Origin of the sequence: Achromobacter denitrificans NBRC 15125 (assembly GCF_001571365.1) — a bacterium.
GTDB lineage: Bacteria > Pseudomonadota > Gammaproteobacteria > Burkholderiales > Burkholderiaceae_B > Achromobacter > Achromobacter denitrificans.
The window spans coordinates 1-25,013 of record NZ_BCTQ01000003.1; the positions used below are offsets into that span (position 1 = coordinate 1).

Annotated in this window: 20 protein-coding genes; 10 read left to right on the forward strand and 10 right to left on the reverse strand. The window is 69.9% G+C overall.

What is annotated here, in order from left to right; genetic code table 11:
* From ADE01S_RS03770 to ADE01S_RS03795, 6 genes are all read left to right on the forward strand, one after another.
* The coding region (locus ADE01S_RS03770; RefSeq protein WP_062680131.1) for a 3-hydroxyacyl-CoA dehydrogenase at nt 1-1,467 on the forward strand (1,467 nt) is incomplete at its 5' end.
* A 24-nt stretch (nt 1,468-1,491) separates the two neighbouring features.
* Entirely contained in the window at nt 1,492-2,673 is a 1,182-nt protein-coding gene (locus ADE01S_RS03775; protein ID WP_062680132.1) for an acetyl-CoA C-acyltransferase, read from the forward strand.
* 9 nt (nt 2,674-2,682) lie between these two features.
* The gene (locus ADE01S_RS03780; protein ID WP_062680133.1) at nt 2,683-3,879 is read left to right on the forward strand and encodes an acyl-CoA dehydrogenase family protein; all 1,197 of its coding nucleotides are present in this window, start codon (nt 2,683-2,685) and stop codon (nt 3,877-3,879) included.
* A gap of 9 nt (nt 3,880-3,888) precedes the next feature.
* On the forward strand, nt 3,889-5,022 hold the full coding sequence (locus ADE01S_RS03785) for an acyl-CoA dehydrogenase family protein (RefSeq protein ID WP_062680134.1): 1,134 nt from the start codon (nt 3,889-3,891) through the stop codon (nt 5,020-5,022).
* 16 nt (nt 5,023-5,038) lie between these two features.
* Nucleotides 5,039-6,970 carry an acyl-CoA synthetase gene (locus ADE01S_RS03790; RefSeq protein WP_062680135.1) on the forward strand — a complete coding sequence of 644 codons (1,932 nt, stop codon included), beginning with the start codon at nt 5,039-5,041 and terminating at the stop codon, nt 6,968-6,970.
* A gap of 41 nt (nt 6,971-7,011) precedes the next feature.
* A complete protein-coding gene (locus ADE01S_RS03795) occupies nt 7,012-7,998 on the forward strand; it encodes a tripartite tricarboxylate transporter substrate binding protein (protein ID WP_062680136.1) in 987 nt (328 codons plus the stop codon).
* Nucleotides 7,999-8,064: 66 nt separating this feature from the next.
* Here ADE01S_RS03795 and ADE01S_RS03800 read toward each other — a convergent pair whose 3' ends face one another.
* Both ADE01S_RS03800 and ADE01S_RS03805 read right to left on the reverse strand, forming a co-directional pair.
* Nucleotides 8,065-11,118, reverse strand: coding sequence for an autotransporter family protein (locus tag ADE01S_RS03800; RefSeq protein WP_075873490.1), 3,054 nt, complete (start codon nt 11,116-11,118; stop codon nt 8,065-8,067).
* 256 nt (nt 11,119-11,374) lie between these two features.
* Nucleotides 11,375-11,971, reverse strand: coding sequence for a short chain dehydrogenase (locus tag ADE01S_RS03805; protein WP_062680138.1), 597 nt, complete (start codon nt 11,969-11,971; stop codon nt 11,375-11,377).
* 133 nt (nt 11,972-12,104) lie between these two features.
* On the opposite strand from ADE01S_RS03805, the gene ADE01S_RS03810 reads away from it, so the two are divergent.
* Both ADE01S_RS03810 and ADE01S_RS03815 read left to right on the forward strand, forming a co-directional pair.
* Nucleotides 12,105-12,995 (forward strand): LysR family transcriptional regulator, encoded by an 891-nt coding sequence (locus tag ADE01S_RS03810; RefSeq protein ID WP_062680317.1) that lies wholly within the window; start codon nt 12,105-12,107, stop codon nt 12,993-12,995.
* A 70-nt stretch (nt 12,996-13,065) separates the two neighbouring features.
* A complete protein-coding gene (locus ADE01S_RS03815) occupies nt 13,066-13,752 on the forward strand; it encodes a GntR family transcriptional regulator (RefSeq protein ID WP_062680139.1) in 687 nt (228 codons plus the stop codon).
* On the opposite strand, the gene ADE01S_RS03820 is transcribed toward ADE01S_RS03815, so the two are convergent.
* Nucleotides 13,745-14,650 carry a LysR family transcriptional regulator gene (locus ADE01S_RS03820; protein WP_062680140.1) on the reverse strand — a complete coding sequence of 302 codons (906 nt, stop codon included), beginning with the start codon at nt 14,648-14,650 and terminating at the stop codon, nt 13,745-13,747. The two genes, ADE01S_RS03815 and ADE01S_RS03820, sit on opposite strands and share 8 nt — an antisense overlap.
* A gap of 153 nt (nt 14,651-14,803) precedes the next feature.
* On the opposite strand from ADE01S_RS03820, the gene ADE01S_RS03825 reads away from it, so the two are divergent.
* Nucleotides 14,804-16,315, forward strand: a complete 1,512-nt coding sequence (locus ADE01S_RS03825; protein ID WP_062680141.1) for an MFS transporter — start codon at nt 14,804-14,806, stop codon at nt 16,313-16,315.
* Nucleotides 16,316-16,330: 15 nt separating this feature from the next.
* Here ADE01S_RS03825 and ADE01S_RS03830 read toward each other — a convergent pair whose 3' ends face one another.
* A complete protein-coding gene (locus ADE01S_RS03830) occupies nt 16,331-17,614 on the reverse strand; it encodes a cystathionine gamma-synthase family protein (RefSeq protein WP_062680142.1) in 1,284 nt (427 codons plus the stop codon).
* 159 nt (nt 17,615-17,773) lie between these two features.
* On the opposite strand from ADE01S_RS03830, the gene ADE01S_RS03835 reads away from it, so the two are divergent.
* A complete protein-coding gene (locus ADE01S_RS03835) occupies nt 17,774-18,253 on the forward strand; it encodes an Lrp/AsnC family transcriptional regulator (protein WP_075873492.1) in 480 nt (159 codons plus the stop codon).
* 13 nt (nt 18,254-18,266) lie between these two features.
* Here the strand turns inward: ADE01S_RS03835 and ADE01S_RS03840 are convergent, their stop codons facing one another.
* The 6 genes from ADE01S_RS03840 to ADE01S_RS03865 are packed head-to-tail and all read right to left on the reverse strand — an operon-like array spanning nt 18,267 to nt 25,010.
* Nucleotides 18,267-19,280: a response regulator gene (locus ADE01S_RS03840; RefSeq protein WP_062680144.1), complete on the reverse strand. Its 1,014-nt coding sequence runs from the start codon at nt 19,278-19,280 to the stop codon at nt 18,267-18,269.
* 35 nt (nt 19,281-19,315) lie between these two features.
* Nucleotides 19,316-20,326 (reverse strand): chemotaxis response regulator protein-glutamate methylesterase, encoded by a 1,011-nt coding sequence (locus ADE01S_RS03845; RefSeq protein ID WP_062680145.1) that lies wholly within the window; start codon nt 20,324-20,326, stop codon nt 19,316-19,318.
* The gene (locus ADE01S_RS03850; RefSeq protein WP_062680146.1) at nt 20,323-22,596 is read right to left on the reverse strand and encodes a hybrid sensor histidine kinase/response regulator; all 2,274 of its coding nucleotides are present in this window, start codon (nt 22,594-22,596) and stop codon (nt 20,323-20,325) included. The genes ADE01S_RS03845 and ADE01S_RS03850 overlap by 4 nt, the downstream gene beginning before the upstream one ends.
* On the reverse strand, nt 22,593-23,255 hold the full coding sequence (locus ADE01S_RS03855) for a chemotaxis protein CheW (protein WP_062680147.1): 663 nt from the start codon (nt 23,253-23,255) through the stop codon (nt 22,593-22,595). The genes ADE01S_RS03850 and ADE01S_RS03855 overlap by 4 nt, the downstream gene beginning before the upstream one ends.
* The gene (locus tag ADE01S_RS03860) at nt 23,248-24,510 is read right to left on the reverse strand and encodes a CheR family methyltransferase (protein ID WP_082775689.1); all 1,263 of its coding nucleotides are present in this window, start codon (nt 24,508-24,510) and stop codon (nt 23,248-23,250) included. Before ADE01S_RS03860 ends, ADE01S_RS03855 begins: the two co-directional genes overlap by 8 nt.
* Nucleotides 24,507-25,010 carry a chemotaxis protein CheW gene (locus ADE01S_RS03865; protein WP_062680148.1) on the reverse strand — a complete coding sequence of 168 codons (504 nt, stop codon included), beginning with the start codon at nt 25,008-25,010 and terminating at the stop codon, nt 24,507-24,509. Before ADE01S_RS03865 ends, ADE01S_RS03860 begins: the two co-directional genes overlap by 4 nt.
* Nucleotides 25,011-25,013: the final 3 nt, after the last annotated feature.

Below are 25,013 nucleotides of genomic sequence, written 5' to 3' on the forward strand. Positions count from 1 at the left end.
GCCGCCGTCGAGGCGGCCGCGGGCCGCCTGGCCCAGACGGCCCGCGGTCTCTACTCGCCCGCCAGGATCGTGGAAGCCGTGCGCGCCGCCATCGAACAGCCCTTCGACGAAGGCCTGCGCACCGAACGCGCGCTGTTCCTCCAGTGCCTGGACAGCCCGCAGCGCGCCGGGCTGGTGCATGCCTTCTTCGCGGAACGCGAGGCCGCCAAGATCCCGGAACTGAAGCAGGCGCGGCCGCGCCGGGTGGAGCGCGTAGGCATCGTGGGCGGCGGCACCATGGGCGCGGGCATCGCCGTGGCGGTGCTGGACGCCGGGCTGCCGGTGGCCATGGTGGAACAGGACGACGCCGCGCTGGAGCGCGGCCGCGCCCGCGTCGCGCAGGTGTACGACCTGCTGGTCGGCAAGGGCAGGATGAGCACCGACGAGCGCGCCGAGCGCCTGGCTCGCTTCACCGGCTCGACCGGCTACGAGGCCCTGGCCGACGCCGACCTCATCATCGAGGCGGTGTTCGAGGACATGGACGCCAAGCTCGCGGTCTTCGCGCAGCTGGACCGCGTGGCCAAGCCGGGCGCCGTGCTCGCCACCAATACCTCCTACCTGGACGTGGACCGGATCGCGGCCGCCACGCGCGGCCCGGCCGACGTGCTGGGCCTGCACTTCTTCTCGCCGGCCAACGTGATGAAACTGCTGGAAGTGGTGGTGGGCAGGCAGACCGCGCCCGACACGGTCGCCACGGGCTTCGACTTCGCGCGCCGGCTGCGCAAGATCCCGGTGCGCGCGGGCGTGTGCGACGGCTTCATCGGCAACCGCATCCTGGCCGCGTACCGGCAGGCGGCGGACCTGATGATGGAAGACGGCGCCTCGCCCTACGACATCGATGCCGCGGTGCGCGAATTCGGCTACCCCATGGGCCCCTACCAGATGATGGACCTCGCCGGCGGCGATATCGGCTGGGCCACGCGCAAGCGCCGCGCCCCCACCCGCGACCCCGCGCAGCGCTACGTGCAGATCGCCGACCGCCTGTGCGAACGCGGCTGGTTCGGCCAGAAGACGGGCCGCGGCTATTACCTCTACCCCGACGGCGCCCGCCAGGGCCGGCAGGATCCCGAAGTGCTCGCCATCATCGACGCCGAGCGGCGCCGCGCCGCAGTGACCCCGCGCCCCTTCCCGCCGGAAGAGATCCAGCGCCGCTACCTGGCCGCCATGATCAACGAAGCGGCCAACGTGCTGCGCCAGGGCATCGCGCTGCGCCCGTCCGACATCGACGTGGTGGCCGTGGCCGGTTACGGCTTTCCGCGCCACCGCGGCGGGCCGATGCACTACGCCGACAGCGTCGGCCTGCCGCGCATCCTGGCGGACCTGCGCGAGTACGCCCGCGAGGATCCCGCCTTCTGGACGCCCTCCCCGCTGCTCGTCGAGCTGGCCGAGGCCGGCCGCGATTTCGCCAGCCTCAACCGGGCTGCCTGATTCCCCTTTACGACAGGTCACTCCATGCGCGAAGCCGTCATCGTCTCCACCGCCCGCACGCCCATCACCAAGGCCGGGCGCGGCGAATTCAACCTGATCGCCGGCCCCACGCTGGCCGCGCACGCCGTGCGCGCCGCGGTCGAGCGCGCCGGCGTGGACCCCGCGCTGATCGAGGATGCCATCCTCGGCTGCGGCTACCCCGAGGGCGCCACCGGCCGCAACATCGGCCGCCAGGCCGTGATCCGCGCCGGCCTGCCCGTCAGCGTCGGCGGCGCCACCATCAATCGCTATTGCGCGTCGGGCCTGCAAGCCATCGCCTCGGCCGCCAGCCGCATCGTGATGGACGGCGCGCCGGCCATGATCGCGGGCGGCGTGGAACTGGTGTCGCAGATCCGCACCCGCGACGACGGCGTGAGCGGCATGGACCCGTGGATCGTGGCCAACAAGCCCGATCTCTACCTGCCCATGATCGAAACCGCCGACATCGTCGCGGCGCGCTACGGCATCAGCCGCGAAGCCCAGGACCGCTACGCCGCGCAGAGCCAGGCGCGCGCCGAGGCCGCGCAGGCCGCCGGCCGCTACCGCGACGAGATCATCCCCGTCACCACCACGATGTCGGTCACCGACCGCGCGACCGGCGCGGTCAGCGAACGCGAAGTGACGGTGGATCGGGACACCTGCAACCGCCCCGGCACGCGCTACGAGGCCCTGGCCGAGCTGGCGCCGGTGCGCGGGGCCGGCCAGTTCGTCACGGCCGGCAACGCCTCGCAACTGTCGGACGGCGCGGCGGCCTGCGTGCTGATGGAAGCCGCGCAGGCGCAACGCGCCGGCATCGAGCCGCTGGGCGCGTTCCGCGGCCTGGCGGTGGCCGGCTGCGAGCCCGACGAAATGGGCATCGGGCCGGTCTACGCGGTGCCCAGGCTGCTGGCCCGTCACGGCCTGAGCGTGCAGGACATCGACCTCTGGGAACTGAACGAGGCCTTCGCCTCCCAGGCCCTGTACTGCCAGGAGAAGCTCGGCATCCCGATGGACCGCCTGAACGTGGACGGCGGCGCCATCGCGCTGGGCCATCCCTTCGGCGTCACCGGCGCCCGGCTCGCCGGCCACGTGCTGATCGAAGGCCGCCGCCGCGGCGCCCGCTATGCCGTCGTGACGATGTGCGTGGGCGGCGGCATGGGCGCGGCCGGACTGTTTGAAATCTATTGAGGAATCCCCATGGATCTGGAGTTCACCCCCGAGGAAAACGCCTTCCGCGATGAAGTGCGGACCTTCCTGGCCGAGCAGCTGCCCGAGCGCCTGTCGGCCCTGGTCGTCCAGGGCAAGCTGCTGGCGCGCGCCGACATGGTCGAATGGCATGCCATCCTGAACCGCCGCGGCTGGCTGGCCAGCCACTGGCCGGTGGAATACGGCGGCACCGGCTGGAGCACGGTCGAGAAGTACATTTTCGACGAGGAATGCGCGCTGGCCGGCGCGCCGCGCATCGTCCCCTTCGGCTTGAGCATGCTGGGCCCGGTGCTGATCAAGTACGGCACCGAAGCGCAGCGGCGCCATTGGCTGCCGCGCATCCTGGACGGCAGCGACTGGTGGTGCCAGGGCTATTCCGAGCCGGGCGCCGGCTCCGACCTGGCCTCCGTGAAGACCACCGCCGTGCGCGACGGCGACAGCTACATCGTCAACGGCCAGAAAACCTGGACCACGCTGGGCCAGCACGCCAACATGATTTTCTGCCTGGTGCGCACCTCGCAGGAAGGCCGCCGCCAGGAGGGCATCAGCTTCCTGCTGGTCGACATGCAAAGCCCGGGCGTGGAAGTCCGCCCCATCATCACCCTGGACGGCGAGCACGAAGTCAACGAAGTGTTCTTCTCCGACGTGCGGGTGCCGGCGGCCAACCTGGTGGGCGAAGAGAACCGCGGCTGGACCTGCGCCAAGTACCTGCTGACCTACGAGCGCACCAACATCGCCGGCGTCGGACAATCGACGGCGGCGCTGGCGCGCCTGAGGACGGTGGCCGCGAGCCAGCGCCGGAACGGCCGGCCGCTGGCCGAAGACCCCGACTTCGCCGCCCGCCTGGCGCGCGTGGAGATCGAACTGGCCAATATGCGCACCACCAATCTGCGCGTGGTGGCCGCCGTTGCCGGCGGCGGCGCGCCGGGCGCGGAAAGCTCGATGCTGAAGATACGCGGCACCCAGATACGGCAGGAGATCAGCGCGCTGAACCGCCGCGCCATGGGCCCGTATGCGCGCCCCTTCGTGCCCGAAGCCCTGCACGAAGGCTACGGCGGCCCGGCCATCGGCCCCGAAGGCGCCGAGAGCGCCGCGGCGCAGTACTTCAACCAACGCAAGCTGTCGATCTTCGGCGGCTCCAATGAAATCCAGAAGAACATCATCTCCAAGATGATCCTCGGGCTGTGAGGGCTGGCCATGAACTTTGAACATACCGAAGACCGCCGCATGCTGTCGGACATGCTGCGCCGATTCGTCGCCGAGCAAAGCGGTTTCGCCGCGCGCGACCGCCACGCGCGCTCGGAACGCGGCTACAGCCTCGAACTCTGGCAGCGCTACGCCGAACTCGGCGCCATCGGCGCGCTCTTCAAGGAGGCTGACGGCGGGCTGGGCGGAACCGGCTTCGACATTTCCGTGGTGTTCGAGGCGCTGGGCCGCGGCCTGGCCGTCGAGCCCTTCCTGGACGCCCTGATGGCGGGCAGCGCCATTGCCGAGGCCGGCTCGCCCGCCCAGCGCGAAACCCTGGAGGCTCTGATCGCGGGCGCCCTCACCGTCTCGCTGGCGCATGCCGAACCCGATTCCGGCTATGCATTGGCCGAGGTCGGCACCCGCGCCGAACAAGGCCCCGGCGGCTGGGTGCTGAACGGCGCCAAGGCGGTGGTGGCGGCCGGCGAGCACGCGGACCTGTTCCTGGTCTCGGCCCGCGGCGCCGGCGCGCCGGGCGACGAAGCCGGCATCAGCCTGTTCCTGGTGAGCGCCGGCACGCCCGGCCTGACGCTGCGCGGCTACGGCCTGATCGACGGCGGCCGCGCGGCCGAACTGACGCTGGACGGCGTCCAGCTCCCGCCCCAAGCGCTGCTGGGCGAGGCCGGCGCCGCCTACCCGGTGCTGGAGCGCGCCGTCGGCCGCGGCATCCTGGCCCTGTGCGCCGAGGCCGTGGGCGCCATGGATTGCGCGCGCGACGCCACCCTGGAATACCTGCGCACGCGCCGCCAGTTCGGCGTGCCCCTCGGCAGCTTCCAGGCCCTGCAGCACCGCATGGCGGACGTGCTGCTGGAAATCGAACAGGCGCGTTCGGCGGTGATCAACGCGGCGGCGGCGCTGGACCACCCCGACCGCGCCACGCGCGAGCGCGCCCTGTCCGCCGCCAAATACACCATCGGCCGCATCGGCACGCTGGTGGCCGAAGAGAGCATCCAGCTGCACGGCGGCATCGGCATGACCTGGGAACTGCCGCTGGCGCACTATGCCAAGCGCCTGGTCATGATCGACCACCAGCTGGGCGACGAAGACCATCACCTGCGCCGCTACATCGCGCTGGGACGGCGATAGACGGAGGACGACGGACATGACGCAGGCCCTGACCGCCCCGCCGCTGTCGCCGCCCTTCGCGGCCCCGTTCCCGGTGCGCACCGCCGACGACGTGCGCCGGCTGGCGGCCCGCCCGCTCGCCGAGACGCTGACGGTGCGCAGCACCTACGAGATCTTCCGCAACTCGGCCGCGGCCTTCGGCGACAAGACCGCGCTGACCTTCCTGCGCAGCGCCGACCCCGGCGACGAGCCCGTGCGCTGGAGCTACCGCGAACTGCTGGCCGGCATCCACCGGACGGCCAATCTGCTGCACAGCCTGGGCGTGGGTCCGGACGACGCGGTGGGCGTGCTGCTGCCGGGCTGCCTGGAATACCACCTGGCGCTGTGGGGCGGCGAGGCGGCGGGCATCGTCCAGCCGCTCAACCCCCTGCTGGCCGAGGACAAGCTCGCCTCCCTCATGAACGCGGCCCGCGCCAAGGTGCTGATCGCCTACGGGTCGGACGTGGAATGCGGCTCCTGGTCCAAGGCGCTGCGCCTGCGCGAACGCGTGCCCACGCTGCGCATGCTGCTGCGCGTGGCGCCGCTGGGCGAGCCGGCGTCCGAACGCCCCGCGCTGCCGGACGACGCGCTGGACTTCAACGCCGCGCGCGCCGCGCAGCCGGCGGACCGCCTCGTCAGCGGCCGCGACATCCAGGGCGGCGACGTGGCCGCGTATTTCCACACCGGCGGCACCACCGGCGCGCCCAAGCTCGCCATCCACACCCACGCCAACCAGGTCTTCAGCGCCTGGGCCGCGGTGCAACTGCAGAACGCCGGGCCCGGCGACGTGGTCATCAACGGCTATCCGCTGTTCCACGTGGCGGGCGTGCTGCCGGCCTCGCTGGCGGCCCTGTCGGCCGGCGTGGAGACCGTCATCCCCACCACCCTGCTGCTGCGCAACCGCGACGTGCTGCGCAATTACTGGCGCCTGGTCGAACACCACCGCGCCACCTCGCTGCAAGGCGTGCCCACCATCCTCGCGGCGCTGGCGGAGATTCCGCTGGCCGGCGCCGACATCTCGTCGCTGCGCTACTGCCGCACCGGCGCGGCGCCCTTGCCTGCCGAGCTGGCCGCGCGCTTCAAGCGCCTGTTCGGGCTGCACGTCAATGAAAGCCTGGGCATGACGGAAATGGCCGGCATCTCGACCATCTCGCCCCCGGGCTGCGAATTCCCGGTGGGCTGCGTGGGCTATCCGCTGCCCTACGTGCGGATCCGCATCGTCGGCCTGGACATGCCGGCCGGCACGCCCGCCCGCGACCTGCCCGCCGGCGTGCCCGGCATGGTGCTGTTCAAGGCGCCCAACGTCATCCCCGGTTTCCTCGACGCCGAAGACACGGCGCGCGCCTTCACCGAGGACGGCTGGCTGATCAGCGGCGACGTCGGCTACCTGGACCCGGAGGGCCGCCTGCACCTGCAAGGCCGCGCCAAGGACCTGATCATCCGCAGCGGCCACAACATCGACCCCAAGACCATCGAGGACGCCCTCGCCTCGCACCCCGCCGTACGGCTCTGCGCGGCGGTCGGCGCGCCCGACGCCTACGCCGGCGAACTGCCCATCGCCTTCGTCACGCTGGCCGAAGGCGCCCAGGTCCAGGAGGCGGAACTGCTGGCCTACGCCGCCGAACACGTGGACGAAAGCCCGGCGCGCCCCAAGCGCGTCATCGTGCTCGACAGCATGCCCATGACCAACGTGGGCAAGATCTACAAGCCGGACCTGCGCCGCCTGGCCGCCGCCGTCTCGGTGCAGGCCGTGGTGGAGCGCGTCTTGCGGGAAGCGGGCCTGACCGACGACGGCGCGCTGTTCCGCGTGCGGGCCGACGCGCAGCCCGACGTGGCCGTCCTGGCCGACGCCCGCGCCCCGGCGGCGCTGAAAGCCCGCCTGCGCGACGCCCTGGCCCGGTTGCCGATAAAGATCGCCTTGCGCGACTGAGCAGTCCCCCCACACACAACAACACCACAGGAGACAACCCCATGACCCACCAGCCCCTGCGGCGCGCCTGCCTGGGCGCCTTGCTGCTCTCGATGGCCGGCGCCGCCCTGCCCTTGGCCGCCACCGCGCAAAGCGCCTTTCCCTCCAAGCCCATCACGGTGATCGTGCCTTTCCCGGCCGGCGGGTCCACCGACCGCCACATGCGCATCGTGGCGCAGGACGCCTCCAAATACCTGGGCCAGCCCGTCATCGTGGAAAACCGGCCCGGCGCCGGCGGCACCCTGGGCCCCGCCACCATGGCCAAGACCGCCAAGCCCGACGGCTACACCATCTCCCTGTACACCCTGGCCATGCTGCGCATGCCCTACATGCAGAAAAGCAGCTGGGACCCGATCAACGACTTCAGCTTCATCCTGGGGCTGTCGGGCTACACCTTCGGCTTCACCGTCCGCGCCGATTCTCCGTACAAGACCTTCAACGAATACATCGAGGCCGCGCGCAAGGCGCCCGGCACCATCGACTACGGCTCCACCGGCGTGGGCTCGTCCCCGCACCTGCTGATCGAGGAAATCGCCATCAACGCCAAGGTCAAGCTGAACCACGTGCCGTTCAAGGGCAACGCGGACATGCAGCAGGCGCTGCTGGGCGGCCACGTCATGGCGCAAAGCGACGCCACCGGCTGGGACCAGTTCGTGGACTCGGGCAAGATGCGCCTGCTCGTCACCTTCGGCGAAAAGCGCACCACCCGCTGGCCCGACGTGCCCACCGCGCAGGAACTCGGCTACAAGGTCGTGTCCACCTCGCCCTACGGCCTGGCTGGCCCCAAGGGCATGGACCCCGCGGTCGTAAAGACGCTGCACGATGCCTTCAAGAAGGCGCTGTTCGACCCCGCCAGCATGGACGTCATGAAGCAGCTGAACCAGGAGCCCGCCTACCGCAACAGCCAGGACTACAAGGAATGGGCCCAGGCCACCTACATCAAGGAAAAGGGGCTGATCGAATACCTGGGACTGATGGCCAAGGACTGAGCGCCCAGCCTCCGCGCCGCCCAGGGACCGCGCGGCGCGGGCTCGATGCCCTGCGCCTGGGCGGCCTCACCAGGTGTACTTGACGCCTATCCTGCCGGCATATTGGTGATAGCTCTGCGCGCCCCAGGATCCGGCCACGTTGACCCAGCCCGTCCAGCCCTTGTTGAAATCGGCGTGCACGCCCAGCTTCAATTCATAGCGGTCTTCCGGATAGAGATCGCCGACGGACAGCTGATTGAACGACACCGAACTGCCGGTGTTGCTGTGCCACCAGTTCAGCGTCGCGAACGGCTGCGCCTTGCGGCCATTCCCCAGGTCGTAGGTGGTGTGGGTGCGCACGCCCAGCCGCGTGATGGTGCCGTGCGAATCTGCGCTGTCCACCCGGGTGCCGTTGGCTTCGGTCAGGCTGTCCGTGTCCGAACTCACGTAAATGATCTGAGCCTGGGGTTCGAGTATCCAGTCGCCGCGCAGCTTGAAGGCGTAGCCCGTCTCGGCGGACACCGCCCAAGCGCGGGAATCGTAGTCCACCCGCGGCAGATCGGTGCCCATTACCCGGTTGTTGTACCAGCCGTACTGGAACCAGGTGTCCACATAGGCGCCAAGCTTGCTCTCGTCGTTCTGGAACCAGGTGCCGTAGACACCCGCGCTGTAGCCTTGCACCTTGCCCTTGGCCTTGTAGGGGTTGCCGTCGGCGCGGGCCGTGCTGTCGGCGCTGCCATAACCCAGCATCGCGCCGAGATGCAGGCGGTCGGTTTCCGAGAACAGCTTCCATTGCGCCACGTCGCCGCCGCCTTGCAGCAGGAACATGTCGGTGCTGACGTCGAAGTTGCCGTCCCGGCTGTGCGAGCCTTCCCACTTGCCCACGGCCCGCAGCCAGAGCGCCCGGCGCTTGCTGTCCTCCGATTGAAACTGCTGGCCCTCGATGAACTGCGGCTCGCCCAGGCGGTCGTGCATGCTGTGCACGAACATCTGCCCGACCAGGCGCTGGTTCGCGAGATAGGCCGCGACTTCGGGGCGGTACAACGGCTCTGGATCGGGCCCCGGCACCGGCGGCACGGGGGGATTCGGCGGGATGGGAGGATCCGGCGGCACCGGAGGCGGATCCGGCTGTTTCTGGGAACGCAGATACCAGCTCTGGTCGGCGGGCGCGGCCGCCGAGCCCTGGTACAGACGGTACTCATACGGGCCCGCCACCGCGCGGCCGGCCAGCGCGAACGCGCTGGATCCCGACACGCCGCCGTTGACGACCTCGACCACCTGTATCCCGCTGGCCGTCGTCAGCGCGCCCGGCCCGCCCGTGTTCTTGATGCGCAGTTGCGAAGCGCCGCTGGCGCTGCCGCCGTCAACGACCAGTTTGTCCGATGGCGAGCTGTCGTCGCCCAGGTAGGTATTGAGCGCAATGACGCCATCCCCGCTGTAGTTGCGCACCGTCAGCGTCTTGTATGCCCCGCCTTGCGGCGGCGTGAAGTCGATCAGGCTGGGATCGTTGACCAGGTTGGTGATGTTGGAATTGCCGGTCATCGTCCAGGTCGAATCCACCAGCGTCACGTTCGAGGTGCTGCCCGCCTCCGTGACCGCCGCGCCCGTCAAGACCGCGTTGCGCGCCGTCACATTGGCCGTGGCGGGAGAGCCGGCGAGCACGCCGGGGGCATTGATGCCGCCGGGATTGCCCGCGTCGGGCGCCAGGCTGGGGTCCAGCCCGCGCAGCGTGCGGGTCCTGCTGCTCAGCAGGGTGCCGGAACTGGCTACCTGCAGCCAGTTGGTCGCGCCCTGGACCGTCGCGCCGTTCAATTGGATGTTCGCCACGCCACCGTCGACGCCGACGGCCGTCCCGGCCGTGCTGGCGATGCTGCCGCCGTTGATGACTGCGCTCTGCGTGCCCGTGTCGCTCGTCAGCAGCAGGCCGATGGACCCCGCTCCGCTCACCCCGACGGCGCTGCCCGTGGCCGCGTAGCTTGAAGTGCCGGCCACGACGACGCCATGGGCGGCGGCGCCGGACGTCTGCACCGAGCCGGCATCGAACACCACGTTGCTGGCCACGCCTTCCGCGAGGATCCCGAACCCGCCCTGCCCGCTGGTGACGACGGTGTTGCGCAGGGCCTGAACGACGGTGGCCGGCTCGCCGCTGCCCGTATAGGCATATAGACCTGCCGCATCCGTGCCGCGAGTCTCGACCCGCAGATCGGACAGCTCGGCGCGGGACCCGTTGATGCCCCAGACGCCGTAGGCGTCCGCGCCCTCGGTCAGGATGCGCGCGGTGGACCCGCCCTGGGGCGCCACGACCAGATGGTTGGTCGGGCTGACGTAACGGTGCAGCAGAATGCCGCTGCTGCCCTGGCCCGTGGTGTGGATATCGGTCGAGCCCTCTATCACCGCTTCGCCCACGCCCAGCATGTAGAAACCGTCAGAGCTCTGCCCGGTGGTGCTGATCCGCAGCGTCGAGCCCGGCCCCGAGGTGAATCGGCGCAGGAACGAGTCCGGGTAGGTCAGGCTGTAGCCCAGTTCGACGCCGCGCGCATACGATCCGCCGGTCGTCTGCACGTCCAGCACGCCGCCCGCATCCAGCGTAATGGCGGTGTTGTTGCTGGTCATGACCCCCTTGGGCCAGGGATTGCCGCCCGCGGGCGCGGCCTCGATCTTGAGGGTCGCGCCATTGCCGATACGCAGCTGGCTCGCCGTGCCGAACGGCGTGTGGCCCAGGTTCACGCCCTGGTACCCGCGGATCGTCACCGAGGAGCTCGGCGCCAGCGTAAAACTCGCCTGGGAGTTCACGGTCGATTGGAGCCCCAGGCCCGTGGTCGTCACCGTCGTGATGGTGACGTTGGTGCCGGTCTGGAAATTGATGTTGGCCGCCGGCCCGTTCGTGGCGAAGACACCCAGGTCCACATTGCCGATGGCGATGTTGCCGGGTCCGAAGTTCAGCGTGGCGCCGCCGACGCGGATCGCCGAGCTCGAACCCGTGCCCGTGACGCTGTCGCCGCCGTTCAGCGTGAACGTGGTGCCCGCGGGTACGGTGAACGGCGCGTAATTGGCGCCCCAGGCCGTGGTGGCGGCCAGCGACATGGCCGCGCCCATCGAGCGGGAGAACAGGGGCTTGGGAGGACTTGCGTGGTGTGCCATCCGATTCGTCTCCGTGATGACGTCCGGGCAGCAGGCCGGGACGCTCAAACCAGACCCCGGGGCAACCGGGGGTAACGACGATAGACTTCGATACCTACGCCAAACGTCCTAGTCCGGACGTGTGATTGGTGTAAATATTCTCATCAAAATTTCGGATAATCACTTTTTTTTGCACACTATGACGTCGGGTGTGCCATTTTGACAACGGGTCTAGCATCGACTTCGGACCGGCGGAGCCAGCCTGGCGCGGCGGGAATCACCACACCCGGAATACGCGTCCGGTCTGCGCGCCTTCCACGCTGCGGCTATAGGCCGCCGCGACGCGGCTGGCCGGCGCCGATTCAAAGCCCAGGAAGTACGGGCCGTAGCTGTCCAGCGATTCCGTCAGCACCGTCGGGCTGACCGAATTGATGCGGATGCCGCGCAGCTCCACGGCGGCGCCGCGCACGAACCCATCGATCGCCATATTGACCGCGGACGCGTTGGCGCCGTAGCGGATGGGTTCATCGCTGACGATGCCGCTGGTGAGGGTGATGGACCCGCCGTCATTGACGTAATGCTGGCCGATCAGCGCCAGGTCCACCTGGCCCAGCAGCTTGTCGTGCAGGCCGATCTTGAACTGCTCGGCCGTCATTTCCGCGAGCGGCCCGAAATGCAGGCTCCCCGTGGTGGAGACGATGGCGTCGACCTTGCCCACGCGCTCGAACAGGGCGCGGATGCTGTCGCTGCGGGTCACGTCGACCTGATGCTCGCCCCGGGATTTGCCCACGGCGATGATGTCATGGCGCTGGCCCAGTTCCAGGGCGACCGCGCGGCCTACGGTGCCAGTGGCGCCGATCAGGATGATTTTCATGGGGAACTCCAATTCGTCTGTGTAGGGGAATGCGCCCGCGACACCGCCAGCGCCTGAACGCATTCTGACCAAGGGAGGACCCGGGAAAAATCCTAAAATGGTGGGATCATTCCACACTCAGGGTGCGCAATTCATGGACCGCTTGCTCAGCATGGAAGTCTTCGTGGCGGTTGTCGAACTGGGCAGCCTGACCGCGGCGGCGGCCCGCCACGACATGTCTCCCGGCATGGCGGCCAAGCACATCAAGGGGCTGGAAACGCGACTGGGCCTGAGGCTCATGAACCGGACGACGCGACGCCAGAGCCTGACCGAAGCCGGCCAGGCCTATTTCGCGCGCTGCAAGGTGATCCTCTCGGACATCCGCGACGCGGAACAAGGCGCCGAAGCCATGCTCGCGGCCCCGCGCGGCCATCTGCGCATCACGTCTACCGTGACTTTCGGGTCGTTCGCGCTGGCCCCGGCTATCGCCGACTATCTGGCCGTGTATCCCGACGTCAGCGTGGACCTGGCCTTGAGCGACGCCGTCGAAGACGTGGTGGCCTCGCGCTACGACCTGGCGGTGCGCATCGGCGAGCCCGCCGACTCGGGGCTGGTGGCGCGCAGGATCGGGCGTTACCAGATGATCATCTGCGCGGCGCCGGCCTATCTGGAACGCCACGGCACGCCCCAAACCGCCGGCGACCTGGCGCGCCATCAATGCCTGGATTTTTCCTACTGGAACCGCCGCGCCAGCTGGCTTCTGAATTCGGAAGCGGGCGGCGCCGCCTATCCGGCCGGGCGCTTCGTGTCGAACAACGGCCAGGCGCTGCGGCAGGCGGCGCTGGCCGGATTCGGCATCGTGCTGCAGCCGGAGTTGCTGCTGGCCGAGGACGTCCACGCCGGCCGCCTGGTTCCGATCCTGCAAGCCGTCTGGCCCGCCCCCCGGCCGATCTCGCTGCTGTATCCGAAGGATCGCAAAGCCCTGCCCAAGCTCACGACTTTCGTGGACTTCATGGTGAAAAGGTTCGCCCGGCCGGCGAAGTAGCCCAAGCCTCGAACTTGCCGCCTTTTGCTAGACTGACCGGCTCGATTTTTCCCTTTACCCCGGTTCCCCCATGCCCCAGGAAGCCCGCCCCGACCCCAGCGCCGACGATATCGCCAAGGAAATCGCGGCCGCCATCGTCGCGCACAAACTGCCGCCGGGCACGCGGCTGCGCGAGGAGGCGCTGGCGGGGGTGTACCAGGTCAGCCGGACCAAGATCCGCGCCGCGCTGCTGATGCTGTCCAAGGACAAGCTGATCAACATCGTGCCGGACAAGGGCGCATTCGTGAGCAAGCCGGACGCGAACGAGGCGCGCGAGGTCTATGCCGTGCGGCGCATCCTGGAAGCGGCCCTGGCGCGCGAGTTCGTGGCGCGCGCCACGGCGGCCGACTATCGCCGCATCGACGCGCATCTGGCCGAGGAAACCCGGGCGCTGGAGAACGGCGACGTGCAGGAACGCAACCGGCTGCTTGGGCACTTCCACATCCTGCTGGCCGAGACGGTGGGCAATTCGGTGCTCACGGGGATGCTGCGCGAGCTGTCCGCTCGCAGCGCGGTCATCACGATGCTGTACCAGAGTTCGCACGACGCCAGCTGCTCCTCGCGGGAGCATCGCGACTTCATCGAGGCCGCCCGTCGGGGCGACGCGGAGCGCGCCTGCGCGCTGATGGACGCGCATCTGGAGCACGTGCAGACGACGCTGAACTTCAAGAGCGGCGGCCAGGCCCGCGGCGATCTGGTGACCGCGCTGCTCAGTTGACGCCGGCCCCGCCGGCCGGGGCGGGCGCCCCTGCCCGCAGCAGCTGGCCCATCCGCTGCTGCAGCCACTGCTCCGTCTCGCTCAGGCTGCCGCCCTGCAGCCAAAGCGTGCGCACGGACAGCATGGGCAGGAACAGGTCCGCGCAGCGCACGCTGACGAGCTGGTTGCTGAAGCCTTCGTATTCGCCAATATTCAGCGGCAGGATGGCCCAGCCCACGCCGTGGGCCGCCATGGCGGCGATGTTGTAACTGCTATCGGCCCGCCATACCGACGGGCTCAGCACGACCTGCTCCACGCCGTCCATCTGCATGAGCAGTTGGCGATGCCGCGCCAGGTCGTTGCGCCCGACTTCGGCCAGCGCCGCCAGCGGGTGGCCCTGGGCGACGAAGATGCCCTGGGCCACATTGCCCAGATGGCGGTGCGCGAAGGCGCTGCCGGGATCGCCGCGGTCGAATTGGAAGGCCAGGCTGGCGCGGCCCTGCTCCACGTAGCCCGCGACTTCCGTGGCGGTCCCGTTGAGCTGGGTGAGTTCCAGCGCCGGATAGCGCTCGGCCAGTTCCTTGAGCAGTTGGTCCGCCACCAGGTAGGGCAAGCCTTCATCCAGGGCGATGGAGAGGCGCGCCTCGCGCCCGGCGGCGAAGGCCAAGGCGCGCTGCTCCAGCGCGCCGGCCTGCCGCAGCAGTTCGCGGGCCTCCTGCAGCATGACCTCGCCGGCGGGGGTCAGGGTGGCGTTGCGCCGCGACCGGTCGAACAGCTCCACGCCCAGATCCGCTTCCAGCAGGCCCACCGAGGTGCTGATCGCGGACTGCGCCCGGCCCAGGCGGCGCCCGGCCGCCGAGAACGATCCGGCCTCGGCCGCGGCGGCGAATTGACGCAGTTGGTCCAGCGTCCATTGCATAGGCTATCCCTCCATGATTCATCTATTTTATAGATGGATACCAACTTTTTTTCCTCAATTACAAGATAGATAATGGCGGCCCCTGAAACCCGGCCATCCCGGCACCGCCCGCGCAAGCGGGGCGGCAAGCGTTTCAGTTCCAGGAGTAGAACCATGCAGCGGACCGAACCGAACGCTGTCGCCACGGCCGCGCCCGGCCGCTGGCTGGTGCTGGCCATCGTGTCCAGCGCCTTGCTGTTGATCGTGGTCGACATGACCGTCCTGTACACCGCCCTGCCGCGGCTGACGCATGACTTGAACGTCAATGCATCGGAAAAACTGTGGATCGTGAACATCTATGCGCTGGTCGTGTCCGGCCTGCTGCTGGGCATGGGCACGCTGGGCGACCGCCTGGGCCACAAGCGCCTGTTCATGGCGGGGCTGGCCGTCTTCGGCGTCGCTTCCCTGGCCGCCGCCTATTCGCCGGGCGCCGCCACGCTGATCGCGGCGCGCGCGCTGCTGGCGGTGGGCGCCGCCATGATGATGCCGGCCACGCTGTCCATCCTGCGGCTCACTTTCGCCGACGAGCGCGAGCGCGCGGTCGCCATCGGCGTCTGGGCCTCGGTCGCCTCCGGCGGCGCGGCCGTCGGCCCGGTCGTGGGCGGCGTGCTGCTGGAGCATTTCTGGTGGGGCTCGGTCTTCCTCATCAACGTGCCCATCGTGCTGCTCGCCCTGCCGCTGGCCTGGCGCCACATCCCGGTCAGCCGCGCGGACGCGTCCCGCCCCTGGGACTTGGCCGGGTCCCTGCAGGTGATGGCGGGCCTGATCCTCTGCGCCTACGCGCTGAAGGAACTGGGCAAGCCCGCGCCCTCGTGGGCCCACGCCGGCCTGGCCTGCGCGGCGGGCGCCGCCCTGCTGGCCGTGTTCGTCCGCCGCCAGCGCGCGCGGCCCTATCCCCTGATCGACTTCGCCATCTTCCGCAACCGCGCCTTCAGTTCGGCCGTGGCCTCGGCGCTGTTCGCGGCGGCGGCGCTGCTGGGCATGGAGCTGGTGTTCAGCCAGCGGCTGCAGCTGGTCATGGGCAAATCGCCGCTGGAAGCCGCGCTCTTCATCCTGCCTCTGTCCGCGGCCGCCTTCATTGCCGGACCGCTGGCGGGCTGGATGCTGGGGCGGGTCGACAGCGCCCGCATGCTGTTCCTGTCGCTGCTGGTCTCGGGCCTGGGCATGGGCGGCTACCTGTTGAGCTACGACGCCACGCTCTGGCCGCAGATGGCCAGCCTGTGCGTGCTGGGCGCGGGTATCGGCGCCACCATGACGGCGGCGTCCAGCACCATCATGCAAAGCGCCACGCCGGAACGCGCCGGCATGGCGGCCTCGATCGAGGAAGTGTCGTACGAACTGGGCGGCGCGCTGGGCGTCACCCTGATGGGCTCGATCCTGTCGGGCGTGTACGCGCGCTCGCTGGCGGTGCCCGACGGGCTGCCCGCATCGGATGCCGCGCGCGACAGCCTGGACCAGGCGCTCATCATCGCCGAGGACGTGCCGGCGGACCTGGGCGCGACGCTCGCCCACCTGGCCAGGACGGCGTTCGACGCCGGCTACGCGGCCGTGCTCGCCACCGCCACCGTGCTGCTGCTGGCCACGGCGGCGTTCGTGCTGCTCAACCGCAAGCGCATGCGCGCCTGAGCCCGCGCCCGCCGCTCAGCCATTGCGGAAGGCGTGGTCCATGTCGGCGATCAGGTCCTCCTCGTGTTCCAGCCCGATGGAAATCCGGATCAGCCCCTCGGACACGCCGGCCGCGTCGCGCTCGGCCGCGGGCACGCCCGAATGCGTGGTGGACGCCGGATGGCAGATCAGCGATTCGGTGCCGCCCAGGCTCACGGCCGAGCGGAACAGGTGCAGCGCGTTGATGAAGCGGAACGCCCTGGCCCGCCCGCCTTCCAGCACGAAGGCGAAGGTCGAGCCCGGGCCCGTGCACTGGCGCTTGTAGACCTCCTGGTAGGCGCGGTCGGCGATCAGTTCCGGATGGTAGATCCGCAGCTTCTCGTGCGGATTGCCCGACAGCCATTGCGCCACCTTGGTGGCGGTGCGCGCCGCCTGCTTCATGCGCAGCACCACGGTTTCCATCGAACGCGTGATCATCCAGCAGGAATGGGGATCCAGCTGCGAGCCGAAGGCGCTGCGGATGGCGCGCACCTTCTTGATCAACTCTTTGCTGCCCGTGACGGCGCCCGCCACCAGGTCGCTGTGGCCACCCACGTATTTCGTGAGCGAATACACGCAGAGGTCCACGCCGTGCTCGGCCGGCTTCTGGAAGATGGGGCCCAGCAGCGTGTTGTCGCAGACCGAGATCGGGCGGTAGCCGTGCCGCCCCTCGAACGCGTCCAGCTCGTTCTTCATGGCCTCGAAGTCGATCAGCGCATTGGTCGGGTTGGCCGGCGTTTCCACGTAGAAGAGACGAACCGGCCCCTGGGCCGCGGCGGCCTCCAGCGCCTCGCGCATGCTGCTGGGCGACAGGCCGTCGCGGATGGGATGCGAACCGATGCCCCACTCCGGAAAGATCCGGGAGATCAGGGTTTCGGTGCCCCCATACAGCGGCACCGACTGCACCAGCTGGTCGCCCGGGCGCAGGAACGCCAGGAAGACCGCGCTGATCGCCGACATGCCGCTGGAAGTCACGGCCGCGTCCTGCGAGCCGTCCAGCAGCGCCAGCCGGTCTTCCACGATTTCCAGGTTCGGGTGATTGAAGCGGCTGTACACCAGCCCCGCGGATTCGCCCTGCGGCAGGGGCTTGCGGCCCGACACCAGGTCGAAGAATTCCGCCCCGTCCTCGGCCGAGCGGAAGGCGAAGGTGGAGGTCAGGAACACCGGCGGCTTGACGGCGCCCTCCGACAGGAAGGGGTCGAACCCGTAGGACATCATCTGCGTTTCCGCGTGCAGCGGGCGGCCGAAGATGTCCTTCTTGTGATAGCTGGAGTAACTCATGGTCTGCCTCTCTCGGTTTGCGGGTCGCGCATGCGAAAACGATAGCGCCGGCGGCCCGGGGATGCATGGCAGTATGGGCGCGCGCCGCGGCAATATTCTTTCCATTTCAACTGCCTGGCGGCGATAATGGGAAACAACGTTTCCCATATGAAGAATTTCATGAAAGACACTGCCTCGTTACATCAACTTGACGCGATCGATTGGAAAATCATGAAAATCCTTCAAGAAGATGGGCGGCTCAGCAACGCCGAGCTGGCCGAGCGCGTGTCGCTGTCCGCCTCCCCCTGCTGGAAGCGGCTGAAGCGGCTGGAAGCGTCCGGCGTGATCCGCGGCTACCAGGCCATCCTGGACCGCCGCGCGCTGGGCATGGGGGTGGTGGCCTTCGTCAGCATCTCGCTGGAAAACCACACGGAAAAGACCTGCCAGGCCTTCGAGGCCGGCGTGCTCGCCATGCCCGAGGTGCTCGCGTGCCACAACACCACGGGCCAGCACGATTACCTGCTGCACATCGTGGCGCGCGATTTCGACGCCTATTCGGAGTTCGTGCGCAATCGCCTGCGGCCCTTGCCGGGCGTGAAGGAGCTGTTGAGCACGCTATCGATGCACGAGGTCAAATCCTCGGCCAAGCTGCACCTGTAGCGCCGCCCCGCCGCTACAGCTCGCCGGGCACCACGCGGTTGCGGCCCTGCCGCTTGGCCTGGTAGAGGCCGCGGTCGGCCGCCTGGATCAGCTCGGTGCACAGCTGCTCGTCATGGGGCACGGCGGTGGCGGCGCCGATGCTCACCGTCAGCCAGGGGCCCGAGCCCGCGTCCTTCTGGGGAATCTGCATGGCCTCGACCGCGCGCCGCAGCTTTTCGGCCGCCAGCCGCGCGCTGCCGGCCGGCGTGCCCGGGAGCACCAGCGCGAACTCCTCGCCGCCGAAGCGCGCCGCCAGGTCGGTGGAGCGGTCGCAGCTGGCGAAAATGGTGCTGGCCACGCGCTTGAGGGCCTCGTCGCCCGCAATGTGGCCGTAGGTGTCGTTGTAGGACTTGAAGTGGTCCACGTCTATCATCAGCATGCTGATTTCGCGGCTGTCGCGGCGCGCGCGCTGCCATTCCGCGTTCAGGTATTCATCGAAATAGCGCCGGTTGCCCAGGCCGGTCAAGCCGTCGGAATTCGTGAGGCGGCGCAGTTCCATATTGCTTTCCAGCAGCTGCTGCTGGCTCTGGCGCAAGGCCTGGTAGGCCTCGTCGCGCTGCACCAGCGCCAGATAGGAGCGCGAGTGGTAGCGGATGCGCGCCACCAGCTCGATGGAGTCGGGCAGCTTCACCAGGTAATCGTTGGCCCCGGCCGAAAAGGCGGCGCTCTTGATCGCCGGGTCTTCCTTGGTGGACAGCACGATGATGGGGATGTCGCGCGTCACCGGATGGCTGCGGTATTCCTGCACCAGGCTCAGCCCGTCCACGCCCGGCAGCACCAGGTCCTGCAGGATCACGGTGGGACGCGTCTGGATCGCCACCGACAGCGCCTTTTCGGGATCCGAGCAGTAGTGGAAATCGATATTGCCCTCCGTGGCCAGCGCCCGCCTGATGGCTTCGCCGACCATCACCTGATCGTCGACGAGCAACACCATGGCCGCATGCGAATGCAGGTTCGCCGAGGCCGAGCTGTCAATGGGAGGGTACATAGTCAGTCCTTCTTTTTTTGGCAATGTCCGGCCGCTCAGGCAAATGCCTGTATCAAGCGGGGAGCGATTTGGTCCAATGGGCAGATTTCCACGGCCGCCTGCATGGCCGCCGCGGCCTTGGGCATGCCGTACACGGCGCTGGTGGCCTGGTCCTGGGCGATGGTCAGGCAGCCGCGCTCGCGCAGCGCCCGCAGTCCGCGCGCGCCGTCCTGGCCCATGCCCGTCAGCAGCACGCCGACCACCCGGCCGCGCCAGTGCTGGGCCACGCTGTGGAAAAACACGTCGATGGAAGGCCGGTACAGGCTTTCCTTGGGATCTTCGGCATACCGCAGCGTACCATCGGCCAACAGGCGCAGATGGTCGCCGGTGCCGGCCAGCAGTATCTGGCCGGGCGCGGGCGACTCGCCTTCGCGCACCAGCCGCACCGGCAAGGCCGCCTGGTCGTTGAGCCAATCGGCCATGCCCGCGGCGAACGATGCGTCCACGTGCTGCACCAGCACGATGCCCGCGGGAAAGTTCGCCGGGACGCCGGCCAGCAGCTGCGCCAGCGCCGCGGGGCCGCCGGCCGAGGCGCCGATCACCAGCAGGCGCCGCGGATCCGCCTGCGGCCCCGGCCCGGCCACGGGGCTCAAGGCGGGGCGCTTGCCGTAGCGGCCGATCAGCCAGCCGATATTGCGGATCTTGCGCAGCAGGGGCGCGGCCGCGGTGCGCAAGTCGGCGCAGCCCGCCACCGGCGTGTCGGCGGCGTCCAGCGCGCCGTGGCCCATCGCGTCGAACACGCGCGAGGTATGGCGCGCGACGTCCGCCGTGACCACCACGATGGCACAGGGCGTTTCGGCCATGATGCGGCGCGTGGCCTCCACGCCGTCCATGACGGGCATGATCAGGTCCATCAGCACCAGGTCCGGCCGGTCGCGGGCGCACAGGTCCACGGCCTCCTGGCCGTTGGCCGCCACCCACGCCACCTGGAGCTCCGGCTCCAGCGCGATCGCTCGCCGCAGCATTTCCACCGCCAGCGGCATATCGTTGACGATCCCGATTCTCACGTGCTCGCCTTCCCGATCAGGTCTTCCACGGCATCGAGCAGCGCATCGTCATGGAAGCTGCCCTTGGCCAGATAATAATCGGCGCCGGCGTCCAGCCCGCGCCGCCGGTCCTCTTCGCGGTCCTTGTAGGACACCACCATGACCGGCAGGGAGCGCAGCCCCGGGTCGGCCTTGATGCACGACACGAGTTCGATGCCGTCCATGCGCGGCATGTCCACGTCGGTCACGACCAGGTCGAACGGCTCGCTGCGCAGCATGTTCCAGCCGTCCATGCCGTCCACCGCCACGACCACGTCGAAGCCGCGGTTCAACAGCAGCTTGCGCTCCAGTTCGCGCACCGTGAGCGAATCGTCCACCACCAGCACGCGCTTGCGGCGGCGCGCCTGGGCCGAGGCCCCCGGCCCGTCCACGCGGGCCAGCCGCCCGCCCTCCACCAGCTTCTGCACCGACCGCAGCATGTCTTCCACGTCGAGGATCAGCAGCGGCGTGCCGTCGTCCATCAGCGAGCCCGCCATCACGTCCTGCACCTTGCCCAGGCGCGGATCCAGCGGCTGCACCACCAGCGTGCGCTCGCCCACGTAGCGGTCCACGGCGATGCCGTAGAGCCGGTCGTGGTCGCCCACGAGCACCACGCAGACCGTCTCGGAGAACGGCGCGGGCTCGGCCGCGCTGAGGATCTGGCGCGCAGAGACCAGCCCGACCTGGCGGTCCATGAACCGGAAATGCTGGTGGCCTTCCAGCTGTTCGATGTCCTCGGCGCGCACTTGCAGCGCATGATTGACGTAGGCCAGCGGAAACGCGTAGATCTCGTCCTGCACTTCGACCAGCAGGCTGCGCACCACCGACAGCGACAGCGGCATTTCCAGCATGAAGCGCGTGCCCTGCCCGGCCTGCTGATGAATGCGCACGGCGCCGCGCAGCTGCCGCGCCATGGTCTGCACCACGTCCAGCCCCACGCCGCGGCCCGAGATCTCGGTGACCTCGCCGCGCGTGCTGAACCCGGACAGGAACAGGAATTCCAGCAGCTCCGCCTCGGTCAGGCGCGCGGCCGTCTCCGGGCTGGCCAGCTTGCGCCGCACTACCTCGCCGCGCAGCCGCTCCGGCGAAATGCCGGCGCCGTCGTCGCTCAATTCGATCAACAGCATGCCGGCCGCGTGGCGCGCCGACAGCCGGATCAGGCCCTCGGGCGGCTTGCCCGCCGCCACCCGGGACGCGGGCATTTCTATGCCGTGGTCCACCGCGTTGCGCAGCAGATGGGTCAGCGGCGCATCCAGCTTTTCCAGGATGTCGCGGTCCACCTGCGTGGACTCGCCCTCGATTTCCAGCCGGACCTGCTTGCCCAGCGAACGGCCCAGGTCACGCACCATACGCGCCAGGCCGCCCACGCCGTCGCCGAAGGGGCGCATGCGGCAGGCCAGCGCGGTGTCGTAGAGGCGCTGGGCCAGGTGGCCCATGCGCCAGCCGAATTCGTCGACCTCGCTGGCGCGCTGCGACAATTCCTGCTGGCATTGCTCGACGATGCGCTGCGCGTCGTCCAGCGCCGCCTGCGCGCGCGCGTCCAGGGCCTGCCCGGCCAGCGCGGCGCGCACGCCGTCCAGCGCCTGTACCGCCCCCGCCTGCATGCGCCGCAGCCGCAGCAGCGACGCGCCATACGGCGCGATCCAGTGCGATTCCACCAGCGTCTCGCTGGACAGCCCCAGCAGCTTGTTCAAGGTGTCGGCGGTGACGCGCAGCACCCGCTCGCCGTCGCCCAGCCCCAGATCGGTGCTGCGCCGCGTCGGGGCCGAGGGCGAGGCCGCGGCAGGCGCGGGCTCGTCCAGCGCCGGGATCGGCGGCAGGAAGTCGGAAGGCCGGGGCGCGCGCGGCGCGGCGGGCGCGGGCGGCTGCGCATGGGCCGCGCCGCTCAGGCGCGCCACCAGCGCGTCGATCTCGCCGCCCAGCTCGGTGCCCGGCGTGGCCACGCGCTGCAGCAGGTCGGCGCCCAGCAGCAAGGCGTCGATGTCGGCGGCCTGCAAACGCAGGCGGCCTTCCTTCGCCTCGACCAGGCAGTCCTCCATGGCGTGCGCGATGCGCACGGCGGGATGCAGGTCCACGATGCGGGCGGCGCCCTTGAGCGAATGCGCGGCCCGCATGCAGGCTTCCAGCTGCGGCGCCGAGGTCGGATCGTGCTCCAGCGCCAGCAGGCCGTTGTTCAGCACCTGCACCTGGGTGCGGGTTTCGAGCTGGAACAATTCCAGGAGCGACGCGTCGCGCATCTGTTCCGGGTTCACGCCAGGCTCCGTTCCAAAGCTTGCATCAGCAAGGTCTCGTCCAAGACGCCCACGGCGCGGCCGCCGCAGCGCGCCACCCCGCGCGAATACTTCAGGCTCGCGCCCTCCACCGTGGCGGGCAGCGGCTCCAGCCGGCCGAGATCGACCGAGTGGATGCCCTCCACCTCGTCCACCGGCAGCACCACCGCCCGGCCGGCCCCGCCGAGGATCAGCATGCGCGCGGCCGCCGGGCGCTCGCGCGCCTGCGCCATCGCATCCAGGCCCAGCAGCCGGGGCAGCGACACACAGACGGTGAGCGTGCCGCGCACGTTGGCCACGCCCAGCATCGCAGGATCGCGGCGATGCGGCAAGCCCAGGATGCGGCGCATGCCGGCCACTTCGTCCAGCGCGCGGGTCGGCAATGCCAGCCATTCGCGCTGCACGCGGAACACGAGCAGCGAGGAAAGGTCGCCCCGTTCCTGCGTGCCGGCGGCGGCGTCGTCGCCGTCTTCCATCTGCGGCGGCAGGCGGTCCAGGATGCGCTTGGCCGCCGCGGCGTAGACGGGACAGTTGCGGCAATGCACGTGCGCCGGCAGCTGCGGACAGCTTTTGTCGCCGCGGATGCCGATGCGGTTCCAGCAGTCGTCCACGTCGGACAGGATGCCCAGGGGTTCAGTCACGTCGCGCCTCCTCGCGCGCCGCGCGCGCCTGCAGGCGGCGGGCGCCTTCGTGGTCGCCGTCGGACGCGACCAGCGCGGCCAGGTGCAGCAGGGCCTTGCGGTGCGTCGGATCCAGGTAGAGCGCCTTGCGGTACGCGGCCTGGGCCTGGCGCGCCTCGCCCGCGGCATCCTGCAGCAACCCTTGCAGGTACAGGGCCTCGGCGCTGGCGCCGTGCGCATCGAGATGCAGCCGGCACTGCGCCATGGCGTCGCTCACCCGCCCCTGGTCCGCCAGTGCGGCAATGCGACGCAGCGATTCCTGCGCGCCCTGCTCCGCCGACGGCGCGGCGGGCATCGCAGCCCGCGGCAGCGGCAGGCCGGACGCCGGCGCCTGCGGCATCGGCCGCCTGGGCGGCGTCCAGGCGTGCACCAGGGGCCGCGCGGGCGGCGGCGCGGGCGCGGCCGCCGGAGGCGCCGAAGGGCGCGCCTGGAAGGCGAACGACCGCGCCAGCGGCACCGCCGGCAGCCGGCGCGCGGTCAGCAGGCTGGTTTCGGCGGGGCCGACGAACAGCGCGCCGTCGTCCCGCGTGAACCGCAGCAGCACCTGCACGGCGCGTTCCTGGGTGGCCGCGTCGAAATAGATGAGCAGGTTGCGGCAAAAGACGAAATCGTACGGCGCCGCGCCGGCCAGCAGGCCGGCGTCGAACAGGTTGCCGGCGCGGAACCGGACGCGGTCCGCCACCTGCGCGGCGAGCCGGTGGCCATCGGCCGTCTCGGTGAAATAGCGGTCACGGTAGGCCAGACCGTCGCCCCGGAACGAGTTGCGGCCGTACAAAGCGCGCTGCGCGAATTCGATCATGCGCTGGCTGATGTCGACCGCGTCGACCTGGAAACGCTCGGCCGGCACGCCCGCGTCCAGCAGGGCCATGACAATGGAATACGGCTCTTCGCCGCTGGAGCAAGGCAGGCTCAGCACGCGCAGCACGCGGTTCTCGGCGCCCGCGGCGTACAGGCGCTCGCGCGCCAGCGCGGCCATCGCGGCCTGCGATTCGGGATACCGGAAGAACCAGGTCTCCGGCACGATGACGGCTTCGATCAGCTGCTGCATTTCGTCGGGCGAGGCCTGGGCCTGCAACAGATAGTCGCGCTCGTCCTCGACCCCGGCCGCGCCCATCCGGCGCCGCACCGCGCGCTCCACGGCGGCGCGGCCGATGGAGCCGCTGTCCAGCCCCATCCGCCGCTTGAGCAGCGCGCTGAAGTCGTCGATCAGCATCATGGCCGCGCCTCGCCGTCGGGAAACAGCAGCGCGCGCACCGGCGCGGGCAACAGCTCGTCCACGGTCACGGCCTGCACCATGCCGCGGGCGTCGCTCAGCACCGGCCCCAGGTAGCGCGCGCCGGGATTGTCCAGGCCGCCGGGCTGGAAGGCGGCGGGATCGAAGTGCGCCGTCTCGGTCGCCTGCTCCAGGATCAGTCCCAGCAGGCGCTCGCCCGCCCCCGGGCCGGGCCGGTAGCGCAACAGGGCCAGGCGCGTGCTGGTCACGGCGGCGGCGGCGCCCCGCCCGGCCAGCGCGCTCATGTCGATGACCGGCACCGACGCGCCCCGGCGGTCCAGCAGGCCCGCCACCCAGGCGGGCGCGCCGGGCACCTGCTTCAGGACGCGCAGGCCCAGCACCTCGGCCACGCCGCCCGCCTCCAGCGCATAGCGGTCCTCGCCGATGCGAAAGAGCAGGTACAGCCGGCGTCCGGCCGCCGCGCGGGGAGCGTGGTCCGCCATGGC

Bases quoted from the DNA above. Each gene is read 5' to 3' on its own strand.
- ADE01S_RS03775 (WP_062680132.1), top strand. From the start codon at position 1,492: ATGCGCGAAGCCGTCATCGTCTCCACCGCCCGCACGCCCATCACCAAG.
- ADE01S_RS03780 (WP_062680133.1), top strand. From the start codon at position 2,683: ATGGATCTGGAGTTCACCCCCGAGGAAAACGCCTTCCGCGATGAAGTG.
- ADE01S_RS03785 (WP_062680134.1), top strand. From the start codon at position 3,889: ATGAACTTTGAACATACCGAAGACCGCCGCATGCTGTCGGACATGCTG.
- ADE01S_RS03790 (WP_062680135.1), top strand. From the start codon at position 5,039: ATGACGCAGGCCCTGACCGCCCCGCCGCTGTCGCCGCCCTTCGCGGCC.
- ADE01S_RS03795 (WP_062680136.1), top strand. From the start codon at position 7,012: ATGACCCACCAGCCCCTGCGGCGCGCCTGCCTGGGCGCCTTGCTGCTC.
- ADE01S_RS03800 (WP_075873490.1), bottom strand. From the start codon at position 11,118: ATGGCACACCACGCAAGTCCTCCCAAGCCCCTGTTCTCCCGCTCGATG.
- ADE01S_RS03805 (WP_062680138.1), bottom strand. From the start codon at position 11,971: ATGAAAATCATCCTGATCGGCGCCACTGGCACCGTAGGCCGCGCGGTC.
- ADE01S_RS03810 (WP_062680317.1), top strand. From the start codon at position 12,105: ATGGACCGCTTGCTCAGCATGGAAGTCTTCGTGGCGGTTGTCGAACTG.
- ADE01S_RS03815 (WP_062680139.1), top strand. From the start codon at position 13,066: ATGCCCCAGGAAGCCCGCCCCGACCCCAGCGCCGACGATATCGCCAAG.
- ADE01S_RS03820 (WP_062680140.1), bottom strand. From the start codon at position 14,650: ATGCAATGGACGCTGGACCAACTGCGTCAATTCGCCGCCGCGGCCGAG.
- ADE01S_RS03825 (WP_062680141.1), top strand. From the start codon at position 14,804: ATGCAGCGGACCGAACCGAACGCTGTCGCCACGGCCGCGCCCGGCCGC.
- ADE01S_RS03830 (WP_062680142.1), bottom strand. From the start codon at position 17,614: ATGAGTTACTCCAGCTATCACAAGAAGGACATCTTCGGCCGCCCGCTG.
- ADE01S_RS03835 (WP_075873492.1), top strand. From the start codon at position 17,774: ATGAAAGACACTGCCTCGTTACATCAACTTGACGCGATCGATTGGAAA.
- ADE01S_RS03840 (WP_062680144.1), bottom strand. From the start codon at position 19,280: ATGTACCCTCCCATTGACAGCTCGGCCTCGGCGAACCTGCATTCGCAT.
- ADE01S_RS03860 (WP_082775689.1), bottom strand. From the start codon at position 24,510: ATGATGCTGATCGACGACTTCAGCGCGCTGCTCAAGCGGCGGATGGGG.
- ADE01S_RS03865 (WP_062680148.1), bottom strand. From the start codon at position 25,010: ATGGCGGACCACGCTCCCCGCGCGGCGGCCGGACGCCGGCTGTACCTG.